This is a genomic window from Streptomyces sp. NBC_01288 (genome assembly GCF_035982055.1).
In the GTDB taxonomy this organism is placed as follows: Bacteria; Actinomycetota; Actinomycetes; order Streptomycetales; family Streptomycetaceae; genus Streptomyces.
The window spans coordinates 8,854,513-8,869,555 of sequence record NZ_CP108427.1 but is presented as its reverse complement, the minus strand read 5'-3'; the positions used below and the strand labels follow the sequence as shown (position 1 = coordinate 8,869,555).

The following is a 15,043-nucleotide window of genomic DNA, read 5'->3' as shown; positions in this document are numbered from 1 at the left end:
GCCACTGCCACCGCCCGGCCCCCGGGGCCCCTGTCCCGACCGGATCCTACGGCCGCTGTCTCGGCGGCCCCCAGCTCTCGCCCCCGCCCCTGCCCTCGTCGCCCAGCCGCAGTTCCAGCCGTCCGATCGCGGCCCGCACGCCGTTGCCGTAGCCGTCGTCGGCGAGGACGGTGCAGGCGTCGCGGGCGCGGCGGATGTGGGTGCGGGCGGCGTCCGGGCGGTCGAGCTTCACGTAGTCGGCGGCGAGGTTGAGATGCAGGGAGGGGTAGAAGGCGCGGATCGCGATCGCCCCCTCCTGACGGGTGTCCGCAACGTCCCCGAGGTCTCCAGGGGCTCCCGCGTCCCGACCGTCCCCCAGCTCGTCCGCCGCCGACAACGCCCGTAGATCCCAGGCCAGTTCGTCGGTCGGGTCGTCCTGGGTGTCGGCGAGGTAGTGGGCCAGTGTGCAGCGGTGGAGCGGGTCGCCGTCCTCGCCCAGCTCCGCCCACAGGCCCAGCAGTCGCTCCCGGGCCTCCTCGCGGTCGCCGCCGTGGTGCAGCATGACGACCTGTCCGATCCGCGTCAGCACAGCGTCCGGCGCCGCCTGTTCCTGTCGCTCCGCCACCGCGTCCTCCGCACCTCGTCAGCCACCTTGGCTGTCCCTGTCGACGCTAACCGGCGGCACTGACAATCCCCGTCAGGCGGCCCCGGACCGGCCCGGGTGGGGTCAGCCCAGGTTCGGGATGCGCCAGTCGATCGCGGTGTGGCCCTGCTGGGCGACGGCCTCGTCGATCTGGGTGAACGGGTGGGAGCCGAAGAACTTCTTGGCCGACAGCGGGGAGGGGTGCGCGCCCTTGACCACCGCGTGGCGCTCCTCGTCGATCAACGGGAGCTTCTTCTGCGCGTAGTTGCCCCAAAGGACGAAGACGGCCGGGTCGGGGCGGTCGGCGACCGCGCGGATCACCGCGTCCGTGAACTTCTCCCAGCCCTTGCCCTTGTGCGAGTTGGCCTCGCCGGAGCGGACCGTGAGCACCGCGTTGAGGAGCAGGACGCCCTGCTGGGCCCACGGCAACAGATAGCCGTTGTCCGGGATCGGCAGGTCCAGCTCCTCCTTCATCTCCTTGTAGATGTTCCGCAGGGAGGGCGGGGTCTTCACCCCGGGGCGGACCGAGAAGCACAGGCCGTGGCCCTGGCCCTCGCCGTGGTACGGGTCCTGACCGAGGACCAGCACCTTCACCTGGTCGTACGGCGTCGCCTCCAGGGCGGCGAAGACCTCCTCGCGCGGCGGGAAGACCGGTCCCTTCGCGCGCTCCTCCTCGACGAACTCGGTCAGCTCCTTGAAGTAGGGCTGCTGAAGCTCGTCGCCCAGGACCCCGCGCCAGGACTCGGGGAGCATGGAGATGTCGGTCACGTCAACTTCCTTACGGTGTGCGGCGACTGCGATGCGGAGCGACCGCGCGGTGCGGTCGCTGCCATGCCCAGAACCTACAGGCGGCCACTGACAACGGGGGCCAAAAGCCGTGTCACCAGCTGGTCTTGCGGTACAGCTCCCACATCATCATGATCGTCGACGGGTCGAGGGCCTGTTCCCCGCCGGAGACGTCCTCGCTCGCGGCCACGTACTGCCGGCCCTGCCACAGCGGCAGCAGCCGCGCGTCGTCCACCAGGACCTGCTGGGCGTCCTCGAACTCCTTGACCACATCGGCCCGGTCGCTCTCCCGGCGGGACTCGGGCAGCAGTACGTCGGTGATCCTGGTCGACGGATAGGGCGTACCGAGCGCGTTCTGCTTCCCCACGAACGGCGCGATGAAGTTGTCCGCGTCGGGGAAGTCCGGGGACCAGCCGCGCCCGAAGACCGGGTACTCGCCCTTCTGGTAGCCCGTCACGTACGTCTTCCAGGGGCGGCTCTTCAGCGTGATCGAGAACAGCCCGGAGTCGTCCAACTGCCGCTTCAGTTCGCCGAATTCGAGGGCGGTCTCGGAGCCGTAGCGGTCGGTCGTGTACCAGAGGGTGAGCGGGACGCGCTGCTTGATGCCCGCGTCGGTGAGGAGCTTGCGGGCCTTGGGGACGCTGGGGTCTCCGAAGTCGTCGAAGAAGGCGGTGGTGTGGCCGGTGAGGCCCTTCGGGACCATCGAGTAGAGCGGGTCCACGGTGTCGCGGTAGATCTTGTGGGTGATCGCCCCGCGGTCGACGAGTTGGGCGACGGCCTTGCGGACGGCGAGGTTCCCGGCCCATTTGTCCTTGGGGTTGAACACCAGGTAGTTGATGTCGGTGCCGGCGCCGTCGACCAGTTGCAGGCTCTTCGAGGCGCGGCCCTGGAGGGAGATGATGTCGGCGGCGGCGAGACCGCGGTAGGTGACGTCGATCTGTTTGTCCCGCAGCGCCTTCACCATGGCGCCGGAGTCCTGGAAGTAGCGGATCGTCACCGCGCTGTTCTCCCGCTGGGCGAAGCCCTTGTAGCGGTCGTTGCGGACGAGTCGGGCCTGGTTCCCGTCGTCGTACGACTTCAGGGTGTACGGCCCGGAGCCGAAGACCTTGCCGTCCTTGCGCAGCGAGTGCGCGGGGTAGTCGTCGGGGTCGACGATCGACATGGCCGGGGTGGCGAGCACGAACGGGAAGGTGGCGTCGGGCTTGTTGAGGTGGAACACCACCTCGCGGTCGCCGAGGACCTGCACGCGGTCGAGGCTGCCGAGCAGACCGGCGGGTCCGCCCGAGACGTCGATCTGCCGGATCCGGTCGATCGAGTGTTTGACGGCCCGGGCGTCGAGGGTGTCGCCGTCGGCGAACTTCATGCCCGCGCGGAGCTCGCAGCGGTACGTCGTGTTCGAACTGCCCGTGAACTCACAGCTCTTGGCCGCGTCCGGCTCGGGCGTGGTCGCCCCGGACGGGTAGGCGAGCAGCGTCTGGTAGATGTTGCGGAACAGTTCCCAGGAGCCGTCCCAGGAGGCGGCCGGATCGAGTGTGCTGGGGGCGCTGGTGGTGCCGACGACGATGGCTCCCCGGTCGTCGGGATTCCCGTCCGAGAACACACCGCATCCGGCCACCAGGGATATCGACGCGATCGCCGTGCCTGCCCGCAGGCCTCGGTTCCGGTTGAACACACGCACGCTCCTCGATCCGCCGTACCAAGGGTCGGCAGACCGTACCGCAGTTCCCCGACCGGAAAAGCTGGTTCGGACGAGGCTGTTGAGCAGCGTTTTTATGACGACGTTGTCATTCGGCTGTGCGCGTTTTATGTCCTGACACGGGCGCCGATTCCGTCAAGGGAACAGCAAAGAGATCGGCGCCCGGGCGGATCGGTCAGCCGACTCCGGCGTTCAGGAGGATGCCGCCGTCGACGACGAGGGTCTGGCCGGTGATCCAGTCGGACTGGTCCGAGGTGAGGAACGCGGCGGTGCCGCCGATGTCGGACGGCACGCCGAGCCGGGCCAGCGGGTAGGAGGCGGCGGCCTCCGCCTCGCGGCCCTCGTACAGGGCGGCGGCGAACTTGGTCTTCACGACCGCCGGGGCGATCGAGTTGACCCGTACGCCGGGCGCGAACTCGTGCGCCAGCTGGAGCGTCAGGTTGATCATCGCGGCCTTGCTGACGCCGTACGCGCCGATGAACGGCGAGGCGGAGACGCCGGCGAGGGAGGCGATGTTGACGATGGCGCCGCCGTTGTCCTTCTGCCAGGCGTGCCAGGTCTTCTGGGCGAAGCCGAGCGCCGAGATGACGTTGGTCTCGAAGACCTTGCGGGCGACGTTCAGGTCGAGGTCGGCGATCGGGCCGAACACCGGGTTCGTACCGGCGTTGTTGACCAGGAAGTCGACGCGGCCGAAGGCCTCCATCGTGCGCTCGACGACGACGGTCTGGTGGGCCTCGTCGTGGGCCTTGCCGGCGACGCCGATGACGCGCTCGGCGCCGAGGGTCTCGACGGCCTCCTTGAGGGCGTCCTCGCTGCGGCCGGTGATGCAGACCCGGTCGCCGCGGGCGAGCAGCGCCTCGGCGACGCCGTAGCCGATGCCGCGGCTGGCGCCGGTGATGACGGCGACCTTGCCGGAGAGTTCAGGCAGTTCAGTCATGGTTTCCCGCGTTCCCGTGTTCCTGTGTTCCCTAGTTGAGCGGTCCGCCGGCGACGTACAGCACCTGGCCGGAGACGAAACCGGCCGCCTCGTTCGTGAAGAAGGCGACGGCGTTGGCGATGTCGTCGGGCTCGCCGACGCGCTGCACCGGGATCTGGGTGGCGGCGGCGGCCTTGAAGTCGTCGAAGCCCATGCCGACGCGGGCGGCGGTCGCGGCGGTCATGTCGGTGGCGATGAAGCCGGGGGCGACGGCGTTGGCCGTGATGCCGAACTTGCCCAGCTCGATGGCGAGGGTCTTGGTGAAGCCCTGGAGACCGGCCTTGGCGGCTGAGTAGTTGGCCTGGCCGCGGTTGCCGAGGGCGGAGGACGAGGAGAGGTTGACGATCCGGCCGAAGCCCGCGTCGACCATGTGCTTCTGGACGGCCTTGGTCATCAGGAACGAGCCGCGCAGGTGTACGCCGAGGACGGTGTCCCAGTCGGCGACGCTCATCTTGAAGAGGAGGTTGTCGCGGAGCACGCCCGCGTTGTTGACGAGGATCGTCGGCGCGCCCAGCTCCGCGACGATCCGCGTGATCGCGGCCTCGACCTGCGCCTCGTCGGAGACGTCGGCGCCGACCGCGAGGGCCTTGCCGCCGGCCGCGGTGATCTTCTCCACGGTGTCCTTGCAGGCGGCCTCGTCGAGGTCGATCACGGCGACCGCACGGCCCTCGGTCGCGAGGCGTACGGCGGTGGCGGCGCCGATGCCCCGCGCCCCGCCGGTGACAATCGCGACCCGCTGCTCAGTGGTGGACATTGCTGGTTCTCCTCGCCCTTGAGAAACTCTCGCCCTGTGCGGCCCGCCGGTGAGCGACCGCTTAGTACCTTCGGCAGACGTGACGCTAGAAGCCCTGGCACCCGGTGTCAACGCCACATGAGCCGGGTGTGATCCATTACCTCACCAGCAGGTCCAGCAGGCGCTCCGCCTCGGCCGCCGGATCGACGGTGAGACCGGTGTGCACGGGCCCCGGCTGCACCACGGTGGACCGCGGCGCGATCAGCCACCGGAACCGCCGCCCGGCATCGTCGTCCGCCGCCTGCCCGGCCGCCGCACCCCCCGCACACACACCTTCCACGGCGCCCAGCGCGGCCCGGATTCCGGCCACGTCGGCCGCCGGGTCGAGAGCGAGCAGCCTCGCTTCGTCCAGATGGGTGCGAGCGCCTACGTAGGACTGGGCGCGGCAGTAGACGAGGACCCCGGCGTTGACGCACTCGCCGCGCTCGATGCGCGGTACGACCCGGAGGAGGGCGTACTCGAAGACGTCCCGGGTGTTCGCCTCGCTCGGGCGGATGATGTGGCGCTCGGTCACTGGAGTCCCTTGATGCGGTCGTGGATGAGGGGCACGCGCGCGAGGAGGGGTGCCGCGTACGCCTCACGGAGGAGGTCCGGGGTGTCGAAGCCGGGTTCGCCGGTCAGCCAGGCGTCGGGGATCTCGGCGGTGACCTCGGCGAGGAGTTCCTCGGTGACCTTCGGTGCCAGGTCCACGGCCGCGGTCGCTACGTCCGGTGCGAAGCGGGCCAGCACGTGGTCGGCGGCGTCGTAGGGGCGGGCCGCGGAGGTCTGGGCGCCGGGCCAGTTGTGGTGCCAGATCATGGTGGCGCCGTGGTCGATGAGCCACGGATCGCCGTGCCACATCAGGAGGTTGGGGTTGCGCCAGGAGCGGTCGACGTTGTTGACCAGCGCGTCGAACCAGACGATCCGGCCGGCCTCCTCGGGGCTCACCGTGAAGGCGAGCGGGTCGAAGCCGAGCGCGCCGGACAGGAAGTCCATGCCGAGGTTGGTGCCGCCGCTGGACTTGAGCAGTTCCTGGACCTGCTGGTCGGGTTCGCCGAGGCCGAGCACCGGGTCGAGGTCGAGGGTCACCAGGCGGGGCACCCGGAAGCCCAGCCGACGGGCCAGTTCCCCCACGACGACCTCGGCGACGAGCGTCTTGCGGCCCTGTCCGGCGCCGCTGAATTTCATGACGTAGGTCCCGAGGTCGTCGCCCTCGACGAGCCCCGGCAGCGAGCCGCCCTCGCGCAGGGGCGTGATGTAGCGGGTCGCGATGACTTCCTTGAGCATCGCCCCAGGTTACTGGTGCCTGTTGGTGGTGCCTGGCCAGGGCTTATACGCGGTCGACAGCGGAACGACAGGGACGTTTTACGTGTTCCTGATCTCGGTAAGGCCAAGCTCTCGACACCGTCTGAACGACGGTCGCCCGCACCTCGTACCCCTTTGCACATCCACGAATGCTTTCCATGGAAGGAACGTCAGCATGACCAGCGAATCGTTCGAACCCGTCACGACGCCGTCCCGTCGCACCGCGTTGGCGGCGGTCGGCGCGGCGGGACTCGCCGTCGCGCTGACCGCGTGCTCGTCCAGCGACGACTCGTCGTCGGGCACGTCGAGCTCCTCGGACACCTCGGGCTCCACCAGCACGGCCGGGGCGTCCACCGCCCAGGGTGACGCGGGCGGCACCGAGCTGGCGAAGACCTCCGACATCCCCGAGGGCGGCGGCAAGATTTTCGCCAGCAAGGGCGTGGTGGTCACCCAGCCGACGGCGGGCACCTACAAGGCGTTCTCGTCGAAGTGCACCCACCAGGGCTGTGCGGTGAGCAGCATCAGCAGCGGGGCCATCGTCTGCCCGTGTCACGGCAGCGAGTTCTCCGTCACCGACGGCAGCGTCAAGAAGGGTCCGGCCACCCAGGGCCTGCCCGCCGAGCAGATCACCGTCTCCGGGGACTCGATCACGCTGGCGTGACGGTCAGCCGCGACGTGCCCTGCGCGGTCGTTCGAGACAGCCCAGCACCTCGTCCGTGGTCGCGACCGTAGCGACCAATGCGAGGGTGTTGCGGATCATCGCGGGGGTGTAGTCGGCGGGCACCCCCGCGATGGCGTCCCTGGGGACGACGACGGTGTAGCCCCGGTTGACGGCGTCGAACACCGCGTTGGGAATCGCCACGTTGGCCGAGACGCCGGTGACGATCAGTGTGCGGCAGCCCAAGTTCCGTAACAGCGCGTCGACTTCGGTGCCCTGGATCGGCGACAGGCCGTGCAGCCGTCGTACGACGAAGTCCTCCTCGGCGACCTCGATCGGGGGCGCCACGCGCACCGCCGTGGTGCCCGACAGCTGTTGCACGGGCAGGCGTTCGGCGGCGCGGAACAGCCGGGCGTTGCGGTTCGCGCCGCGCCCGTCCGGCCGGCGCTCGGCGACGGCGTGGATCACCTGCACCCCGCTCTCGTGGGCGGCGGCGACCAGTCGGGCCACGTTCGCGAGCGCGCCCGACTGGCGTGCGGCGAGGGCGAGTTCGGGCAGGGCGCTGTCCGGTCCGACCACCCCCTGTTGACATTCGACGGTCAGCAGGGCAGTACTCACCGTGTCGAGGATCTCACTGAGTTGTTCGTGCGACGGCATGGCTCTCCCTTGTCGTCGACGGCCGGGGCGGGCGACAGTAACGAGCATCGCGTGCGGAGGGAAGACGGCCGACGCTCCTCCGGCCGACTTCTGACGTACCGTCAGAAGCGGCTGCCCGCCGCTCGTGCCGTAGTCGAAGGGGATCGCATGACCGCCACTCAGCGTCGAGGCCGGAAGATCATGATGACACCCGAGGAACTGGACGAGTTCCTCACCACCGAGCGCACCTGCCGCGTCGCGACCACCTCGGCGGACGGCACCCCGCACGTCAGCCCCCTCTGGTTCGCCTGGGACGGCACCTCGCTCTGGCTGTACTCGATCACCCGCAGCAAGCGCTGGTCCGACCTCCGCCGCGACCCGCGCGTCGCCGTGGTCATCGACGGCGGCCACGCCTACGACGAGCTGCGCGGCGTCGAACTCTCCGGCACCGTCGAATTCGTCGGCGAGGCCCCCCGCACGGGCGAGCCGCATCCCGAACTCGTCCCCGTGGAGAAGCTGTTCGCCCAGAAGAACTTCGGGCTCGACGCGATGCCGTACGACAGGCGGCACGCGTGGATACGACTGACGCCGGACACGCTGGCGTCCTGGGACTTCCGCAAGATGGGGGCGCTGTAAGGCAGTTGCACGGCCTCCTTGTCGGCCCCTGGCCTCCCTGTCGGCCACCGCCGACCCGGCAGCCGAGCCCACCCGGACCGCTGTGTCGGTGGCACCCCATAGGGTGCGCGCAACGGCTCCAAGGAGGAGGTCCCGTGGGGTTTTCGGGGCACCTGGTCTTTGCTCGCAGCGAGCGTCCACTGCTGGAAGCACCCGTGTTCGACGGCATCCGCCAGGAGCTGAAGGACAGGGTGCACGCGTGGCGGCCTCGACCGGGCGGTTGGCAGACCTTCCGGTTCGATCACGGGTTGTGGGAGAGCGACCACCTGTCCGCTCTGGTGGGCTGGACCGGCGCACCATCCTGCGTCGCGGAGGTCTCCGACAGCGACATCGCCCTCGTGACCGGGCTGGGAACCGACGGCCGGCGGTGGCAGGCGTGGCTCAATGTGGACAACGCCGCGGCACTCCTCACCGAGGAACCCGAGGACCTGGACGACCTGAGCCTGTGGGTGGGCACACCCGAGTTCGACGCGGCCGTGCGGCGCAAGCGCGCCGAACTCGACGTGGAGATACCGGCCGAGGCAGAACGCGCCCTCGCCTGGGCCGCGGCTGCCGGCACCCCGGCCATAGCGCGGCAGCGGCCCCGACTCGAAGAGCTGCTGCGCTCGCAGGAGACCTTCGCCGAGAACCTCTTCGGCGCGCTGCTGGACGAGTTGGGTTTTCCTCAGGTCGGCCGGCCTTCGCCAGAGCGATGAGAAACGGCGTCTCAGCCGACCGTCTCGGCCGCCGCCCGCAGTGCCTCGACCGCCGCGCGGATGGACGGGCGGCGGTCGGCGTCGGCGCGCCAGACGACGTAGACGTGTCGGCGGACCCGTTGCTTCAGGGGGACGGTGACGACTCCGGTGGGCATGGGGTTGCGGCCGAGGAGGGGGGCGATGCAGACGCCCAAACCGGCGGCCACCAGGCCGAGTTGGGTGTGGGTCTCGGCGGCTCGGTGGCCGATGATCGGTTCGATGCCGCGGGAGCGCAGGGTGAACATCAGCCACTCGTGGCAGAACTCGCCCTCGGCCCAGGTGATCCACTCGTCGTCGGTGAACTCTCCGAGGTCCACCTCGTCGCGTCCGGCCAGCGGATGACCGGCCGGCATCGCCACGTCGGCGGGGTCGTCCAGGATCGGCGCCTTGACCAGGCCGTCCGGGAGCGGCATCGGCTTGTTGTACCAGTCGAGGACGACGGCGAGGTCGAGGTCGCCGCGTACGACGCCGGCGATGCCGCTCTCCGGTTCCTGTTCCGTGGAGCGGACGCGCAGGGCGGGGTGGCGGGCGCGCAGGTCGGCGAGCGCGGTGGGGAACAGGCCGCGGGCGGCGGTGGGGAACGCGGAGATCCTCAACTCGCCTACCACCTGCCCGCGTTGGGCCTCCAGGTCGGCCTGGGCCAGCTCCACCTGGGAGAGGATGCGGCCCGCGTGCTCCGCGAGCAGCCGGCCGGCGTCGGTGAGCCGTACGCCCCGACCGTTCTTGGCGAGGAGCTGCTGACCCACCTCCCGCTCCAGCTTGGACATCTGCTGCGACACGGCCGAGGTGGTGACATGCAGCCCCTCGGCCGCGCCGCTGACCGAGCCGTGCCGGGCGAGGGCGTCCAGGGTGCGCAGGCGCTCCAGGTTCAACATGTAAGCGATACTACGAGATAGCTGGCGCCAATTCTCGCTTGTGCTACGAGGTCCGAGCCAGGATCTTGGTATCCATGAGCACAGTCAGCACCGCCGCGACCACCGTCGACGCCGCCCTGATGCAGGCCGGGGACACCGCCACGCCCCTCCCCGTCCCCCTCCCCCGGCGCGCCCTCGACTGGCGGCTGCGGTTCGGGGCGCTCTCCCTCATCTGGGGCTTCAGCTTTCTGCTCATCAAGGTGGGCACGCACGGTTACGCCCCCTTCCAAGTCACGTTCGGGCGGCTGCTGTTCGGGACGGTGGTGCTCGCGGCGGCGATGGCGGTGAAGCGGGTGCGGCTGCCGCACGGCGCGCGCACGTGGGCCCATCTGGCGGTCGCCGCGTTCCTGCTCAACGCCCTGCCGTTCTCGCTCTTCGCCTACGCCGAGCTGACGATCCCGTCCACGCTCGCGGGCATCTGCAACGCGACCTCGCCGTTGTGGGGCATGGCCCTGTCCCTGGTCGCCCTCTCCGAGGACCGCCCGACCCGCGTCCGCGTGGCCGGCCTGGGCCTGGGCTTCCTGGGTGTCCTCACGGTCCTCGGTGCCTGGCAGGGCTTCAGCGGCCTGGACGCCACGGGCACGGCGCTGGCCCTGCTCGCCTCGCTCAGCTATCCGATCGGCTGGATCTACGTCCGCCGCACACTGGCGGGCACCGGCGCCTCGCATCTCTCGCTGACGGGTGCCCAGTTGCTCCTGGCCACGCTCCAACTGGCGGTCGTCACCCCGCTGTTCACGTCCATGCCGGCCCACTTCCCGGCCCTCCCCCTGCTGGCGATCGCCGCGCTGGGCGCCTTGGGCACAGGCCTCGCCGTCCTCCTCCAGTACGGCCTCGTCGCCGAAGTCGGCCCCACCACCGCCCAGATGGTCACGTACTTCATCCCGGTCATCGCCACGGCGGCGGGCGTCGCGATCCTGGACGAGTCGCTGACCTGGTCGACGCCGGTCGGGGCGGTGATCGTGTTGGCGGGGGCGGCGCTCACGCAGGTGCGGGCGAGGGGGAAGCGGTAGGTGACGCGGTGCGGGCGAGGGCGAGGGGACGTAGGGGCCCGCGAAGGGTCGGACGTAGCCGCGGATCGGCGTCGGCCTCCTGGCTGCGCGCTCAGGTGGAAGCGGGCGGCGGAGGGGCGGCAAGGGCCAGAGCCCGGCCGACGCGTATGCGCCTTGTCCCCGACTGTGCCTTGTCCCCGGCTGTGCCTTGTCCCCGACGCGCCGGTGGACCAGCGTCAGAGGTAACCGCGAACCGAGACCGGACCGCTCACCTCCGCCGGCGGCCCGGTCTCGGTGGCGGTCAGCGTCGAGACGGTCACACGCATACCCAGCGGGGCGCTGCCTCGGGAGCGCGCCCGGGGCAGCGGCCCAGGTAACGCGCTTACACCTCACCCCCGACGCGCCCGCATCGGGACGGTGACACGCATACCCAGCGGCACGCTCCCCCGGGACGGGCACCCGGGGCCGCGACCCGGCCAACGCGCATACACCTCACCCCCACCACACCCGCGAACCAGCCTCAGACATAACCGCGCACCGGCGCCGGACCACTCGCCGAAGCGATCGCCGCCGCCAACGGCCCGGCCTCGTCCGGCGTCAGCGTCGAGACGGTGACGCGGATACCCGGGGGTGCGCCCAGGCGGAAGCGGGCGCCCGGAGCCACCGCCCAACCGGCGTGGAGGAGGCGGGAGACCGCGCCGGTCTCGTCCGGTACCGGGATCCACACGTTGAGGCCGCTGGTGCCGTGCGCCGCGACCCCGCGCTCGGCGAGCGCGGCGATCAGCGCGTCGCGGCGGGCGCCGTACGTGGACGCCACCGCCGGTGTGTCCACCGCGCAGTCGGCCCACAGCCGGGCCACGGCCCGCTGGGTGATGCGGCTGACCCAGCCCGGGCCCAGCCGTTGGCGGCCTCGGACGCGGTCGAGAGTCACGGCGTCGCCGGTGAGCACGGCCAGCCGTAGGTCCGGGCCGTAGGCCTTGGCGACCGAGCGGACGAAGGCCCAGGTGCGGGTGGTGCCGGCCAGGGGGTGCAGGGGTTGATCGACGATGCCATGGCCGTGGTCGTCCTCGATCAGCAGGGTCTCCGGGTGGTGGCTGAGCACGGAACGCAACGCACGTGCACGCGTGCCGCTCACCACCGCTCCAGTGGGGTTCTGCGCCCGGTCGGTGACGATCAGGGCCCGCGCGCCGGACTCCAGCGCGGCGCGCACGTCGTCGGGGAGCGGCCCCTCGTCGTCCACGCGGACGGGGGTCACGCGCAGCCCCAGCGCCGGTACGAGGTCGAGCAGGCTGCCCCACCCCGGGTCTTCTACAGCGACGGTGTCCCCCGCCTTCAGATGGGCGGCCAGGACCCGCTCGATGGCGTCCAGCGAGCCGGAGGTGACGGCCACGGGGCCGGCCGGCACCCCGTCCGCGTCCAGCTCGGCCCGGGCGATGCGGGCCAGGTCGGGTTCGACCGGGTCGTCGCCGTACATGACCGGCTCCCGGTCGGCGTGTTCGGCTGCGGAGGTGAACGCCCTCACCAGGGAGGGAAGTTGTGCCGGATCCGGGTTGCCGTGGGACACGTCGCGCACTCCCGCCGGCACGTCGACCCGGATGTGCTCACGGCCGGTCGTGGCCGGCTTGGGCCGCACCCGGCTGCCCCGGCGCCCGGCGGTCTCGATGACCCCGCGCTCCCGCAGTGTCCGGTACGCGGCCGCGACCGTGTTCGGGTTCACCCCCAGCTCGACCGCCAACTCCCGCATGGGTGGCAGTAGTTGCCCGGGCTCCAGCTCTCCCGAACCCACCGCGCGCTCGACGTCCGCCGCAATGTCCGCTGCGCGTCGCCCTTCGATCCGATATCCTCCTAGCACAAAGCACACTATGCGCTAGTGCAATACAAATGGCAATCGGGCACCTAAGCCCCGAACAGCGAACACACCAACGGAGAGCACCATGCAGGGGACCACCACCCAGCCGACGTCACCGCCCGCCGCGTACACGCCGACCGACCGGACCGTCCCCACGCGCTCCGCGGAACGGGCGTCCTACGACAAGGAGTTGGTGCACGCGATACTCGACCAGGCCTACGTCTGCCACCTCGGCTTCGTGCGCGACGGCATGCCGATCGTGCTGCCGACGCTGTACGGGCGGGTCGGCGAGCGGCTGTACGTGCACGGGTCGACCGGCGCGCGCCCGCTACGGATGACGGGGCAGGCCGACCCGGGGCTCCCGGTGTGCCTGACCGTCACGCACGTGGACGGCCTGGTGCTGGCCCGTTCCGCGTTCCACCACTCGATCAACTACCGCTCCGTGGTGGTGCACGGCATCGCCCACCAGGTGACGGACCCCGAGGAGAAGCGGACGGCACTGGACGCGCTGGTCGACCATGTCGTGCCGGGCCGGTCGGCGGACTCGCGGCCCGCCAACAAGAAGGAACTCGCCGCCACCATGGTGATCCGCCTCGACCTCGACGAGGTCTCCGCCAAGCTCCGCACCGGCGGCGCGAACGACGACCCCGAGGACCTGGACCTCCCCCACTGGGCCGGAGTGGTCCCGCTCTCCCCCGCCTACGGAGCCCCGCTCCCGAACGACGACCTCGCCCCCGGCACCGAACTCCCCTCCTACCTGGCCGCGTTGTAATGATCGTCCACCCCTGGGACACGCCGCACGACGACGCCGAGTGGCAACACTGGCTCACCACCCACGACTTCGGCCAACTCACCGTCAACGGCCCTTCCGGCGAACCCCCGTTCGTCCAGCCCCTCCACTTCGCCTACGACCCGGAGCGCGGCGAGGCGATCACCCATCTCGCCCGCCCCAACCCGCTGTTGCCCGCGCTGGCGGCAGATCCGCAGGTGGTCCTGAGTGTCGTGGACGACTACGTCTACGTCCCCGGCCCCTGGCAGGCGGAACCGGCCGACCCGCCCGAGCACGGCGTGCCGACCAGCTTCTACGCGGCGGTCCAACTCCGGTGCACCGCACACCTGGTGGAGGACCCCGCCGAGACGGCGACCCTGCTCAACCGCCAGGTCGGCCACTTCCAGCCCGAGGGCGGCTCCTCGACGGTCGCGGCGGGCGAGGCGCCGTACGGACGGCTGTTGTCCGGCATCCGGGTGGTACGGCTCGAAGTGACCGGCGTACGCGCGAAGTTCAAGTACGCGGGCAAGCGGTCGACCGAGGTCCAGGACCGTATCGCGGCGGGGCTCGTGGAGCGGGACGGCCCTCGGGACGCGGTGGCTCGGGAGCATTTGCTACGGCGGCGGCGCGAGGGCTGAGGAGCGGAACTCCCTTTACACCAGGGCTCGTTCGTCCGCTACGGCCCCCCGTGCCTCCGTCATCGTGAGGCCCGCGACCGAGGCGAGCATCGGCAGGGTGCCGGCCAGGGTCGTGGGGGTCAGCGGTTCGCCGAGCAGGACGACGGCGAGGACGGCCGCGCTCACCGGTTCGAGGAGCATGATCACGGAGACCGTGGCGGACCGTACGACGGCGGCGGCCGCGAAGTAGAGCGCGTAGGCGAAGGCGGTCGGGACCGTCGCGATGTACGCGAGGAGCCACAGGACCCGGCCCGGCTGGGCGGTGTGCGGTACCAGCCCCTCGGCCAGGGCGAACGGCGGCAGGCACAGGGTGGTGACCGCGAACGTCCCAACTGCCGTGGCGGACGCGTCGGTTGCGCCGCCACGTCCCCAGCGCCGGGTCAACAGGGTCATGGCGGAACCACCGGCCGCCGAGACGACGGCGAGCAGCACGCCCGAGGGACGTACCGGTCGCGGCCGGCCCCAGGGACAGGACGGCGAGCCCGGTGAGCGCCCCGCCCACGGCGACCGTGCCGCCGACGCCGAGCCGTTCGCCCACGGTCAGCCGGGCGCCGAGCGCGACGAGGACGGGGCCCGCGCCGAGCGCGACGACGGTCGCCACCGCGAGGCCGGCGGCCTCGACGGCCGCGAAGTAGGCCGTCTGGAAAACGGCCAGCCCGAGGCCGGTCGTCACCGTCCGCAGAACTTTGCGGCGGAGTGGTTCGGACACGGCGGCGGGGCGGACCCTCGGCCGTCGCATGCGGTGAACGGCGAACAGCAGGACGAAACCGGCCGCGCAGCGCCAGAAGAACAGGGCGAGGGGACCGAGGTCGCTGGTCCGGTAGACCAGGGAGGCGGCCGCGCCCGCGGTGCCCCAGGCAACTCCGGCGACGGTCAGGTAGAACAGGCCTCGCCCGCCGGGCAGGCCGAGAGCGGTGTTCGACACGAGAGGTCTCCGCAGAGGTGCAGAAGGGCGACGAGGAACCCCTGTGGGCGGGGTTCATGG

Annotated in this window: 16 protein-coding genes and 1 pseudogene; 6 read left to right on the top strand and 11 right to left on the bottom strand. The window is 71.0% G+C overall.

From position 1 onward, the window contains the following. Positions 1 to 46: 46 nt before the first annotated feature. The 7 genes from OG194_RS39930 to OG194_RS39900 all read right to left on the bottom strand — a co-directional run bounded on the left by OG194_RS39930 (position 47) and on the right by OG194_RS39900 (position 6,139). Positions 47 to 604: a hypothetical protein gene (locus OG194_RS39930; protein ID WP_327405592.1), complete on the bottom strand. Its 558-nt coding sequence runs from the start codon at positions 602 to 604 to the stop codon at positions 47 to 49. A 102-nt stretch (positions 605 to 706) separates the two neighbouring features. Next, positions 707 to 1,390, bottom strand: a complete 684-nt coding sequence (gene ung, locus OG194_RS39925; RefSeq protein ID WP_327405591.1) for a uracil-DNA glycosylase — start codon at positions 1,388 to 1,390, stop codon at positions 707 to 709. A 112-nt stretch (positions 1,391 to 1,502) separates the two neighbouring features. Next, positions 1,503 to 3,080: an ABC transporter substrate-binding protein gene (locus tag OG194_RS39920; RefSeq protein WP_327405590.1), complete on the bottom strand. Its 1,578-nt coding sequence runs from the start codon at positions 3,078 to 3,080 to the stop codon at positions 1,503 to 1,505. Between the two features lie 199 nt (positions 3,081 to 3,279). Next, positions 3,280 to 4,041, bottom strand: a complete 762-nt coding sequence (locus OG194_RS39915; protein ID WP_033283408.1) for an SDR family oxidoreductase — start codon at positions 4,039 to 4,041, stop codon at positions 3,280 to 3,282. A 31-nt stretch (positions 4,042 to 4,072) separates the two neighbouring features. Further along, the gene (gene fabG, locus OG194_RS39910) at positions 4,073 to 4,834 is read right to left on the bottom strand and encodes a 3-oxoacyl-ACP reductase FabG (RefSeq protein ID WP_327405589.1); all 762 of its coding nucleotides are present in this window, start codon (positions 4,832 to 4,834) and stop codon (positions 4,073 to 4,075) included. A gap of 136 nt (positions 4,835 to 4,970) precedes the next feature. Next, a complete protein-coding gene (locus OG194_RS39905; protein ID WP_327405588.1) occupies positions 4,971 to 5,387 on the bottom strand; it encodes a DUF3037 domain-containing protein in 417 nt (138 codons plus the stop codon). Continuing rightward, positions 5,384 to 6,139 carry a HipA family kinase gene (locus OG194_RS39900; RefSeq protein ID WP_327405587.1) on the bottom strand — a complete coding sequence of 252 codons (756 nt, stop codon included), beginning with the start codon at positions 6,137 to 6,139 and terminating at the stop codon, positions 5,384 to 5,386. The genes OG194_RS39905 and OG194_RS39900 overlap by 4 nt, the downstream gene beginning before the upstream one ends. Positions 6,140 to 6,332: 193 nt before the next feature. Between OG194_RS39900 and OG194_RS39895 the strand changes: the two genes are divergently transcribed. Then, the gene (locus tag OG194_RS39895; RefSeq protein ID WP_327405586.1) at positions 6,333 to 6,818 is read left to right on the top strand and encodes a Rieske (2Fe-2S) protein; all 486 of its coding nucleotides are present in this window, start codon (positions 6,333 to 6,335) and stop codon (positions 6,816 to 6,818) included. A 3-nt stretch (positions 6,819 to 6,821) separates the two neighbouring features. Here OG194_RS39895 and OG194_RS39890 read toward each other — a convergent pair whose 3' ends face one another. Beyond that, positions 6,822 to 7,472, bottom strand: a complete 651-nt coding sequence (locus tag OG194_RS39890) for a cysteine hydrolase (RefSeq protein WP_327405585.1) — start codon at positions 7,470 to 7,472, stop codon at positions 6,822 to 6,824. 147 nt (positions 7,473 to 7,619) lie between these two features. Between OG194_RS39890 and OG194_RS39885 the strand changes: the two genes are divergently transcribed. After that, complete coding sequence (locus OG194_RS39885; protein WP_327405584.1) at positions 7,620 to 8,087, top strand: pyridoxamine 5'-phosphate oxidase family protein; 468 nt, start codon at positions 7,620 to 7,622, stop codon at positions 8,085 to 8,087. A 134-nt stretch (positions 8,088 to 8,221) separates the two neighbouring features. Beyond that, positions 8,222 to 8,821: a hypothetical protein gene (locus tag OG194_RS39880; RefSeq protein WP_327405583.1), complete on the top strand. Its 600-nt coding sequence runs from the start codon at positions 8,222 to 8,224 to the stop codon at positions 8,819 to 8,821. A gap of 11 nt (positions 8,822 to 8,832) precedes the next feature. On the opposite strand, the gene OG194_RS39875 is transcribed toward OG194_RS39880, so the two are convergent. Further along, the gene (locus OG194_RS39875; RefSeq protein ID WP_327405582.1) at positions 8,833 to 9,735 is read right to left on the bottom strand and encodes a LysR family transcriptional regulator; all 903 of its coding nucleotides are present in this window, start codon (positions 9,733 to 9,735) and stop codon (positions 8,833 to 8,835) included. A gap of 119 nt (positions 9,736 to 9,854) precedes the next feature. On the opposite strand from OG194_RS39875, the gene OG194_RS39870 reads away from it, so the two are divergent. Beyond that, a complete protein-coding gene (locus OG194_RS39870) occupies positions 9,855 to 10,784 on the top strand; it encodes a DMT family transporter (protein ID WP_442811823.1) in 930 nt (309 codons plus the stop codon). A 499-nt stretch (positions 10,785 to 11,283) separates the two neighbouring features. Here OG194_RS39870 and OG194_RS39865 read toward each other — a convergent pair whose 3' ends face one another. After that, positions 11,284 to 12,615: an aminotransferase class I/II-fold pyridoxal phosphate-dependent enzyme gene (locus OG194_RS39865; RefSeq protein ID WP_327405580.1), complete on the bottom strand. Its 1,332-nt coding sequence runs from the start codon at positions 12,613 to 12,615 to the stop codon at positions 11,284 to 11,286. An 82-nt stretch (positions 12,616 to 12,697) separates the two neighbouring features. Between OG194_RS39865 and OG194_RS39860 the strand changes: the two genes are divergently transcribed. Continuing rightward, positions 12,698 to 13,384, top strand: a complete 687-nt coding sequence (locus tag OG194_RS39860; protein WP_327405579.1) for a pyridoxamine 5'-phosphate oxidase family protein — start codon at positions 12,698 to 12,700, stop codon at positions 13,382 to 13,384. Next, positions 13,384 to 14,019: an FMN-binding negative transcriptional regulator gene (locus tag OG194_RS39855; protein ID WP_327405578.1), complete on the top strand. Its 636-nt coding sequence runs from the start codon at positions 13,384 to 13,386 to the stop codon at positions 14,017 to 14,019. Before OG194_RS39860 ends, OG194_RS39855 begins: the two co-directional genes overlap by 1 nt. 15 nt (positions 14,020 to 14,034) lie before the next feature. On the opposite strand, the pseudogene OG194_RS39850 reads toward OG194_RS39855, so the two are convergent. Next, positions 14,035 to 14,983 (bottom strand): annotated as a pseudogene (locus OG194_RS39850) (DMT family transporter). Positions 14,984 to 15,043: the final 60 nt, after the last annotated feature.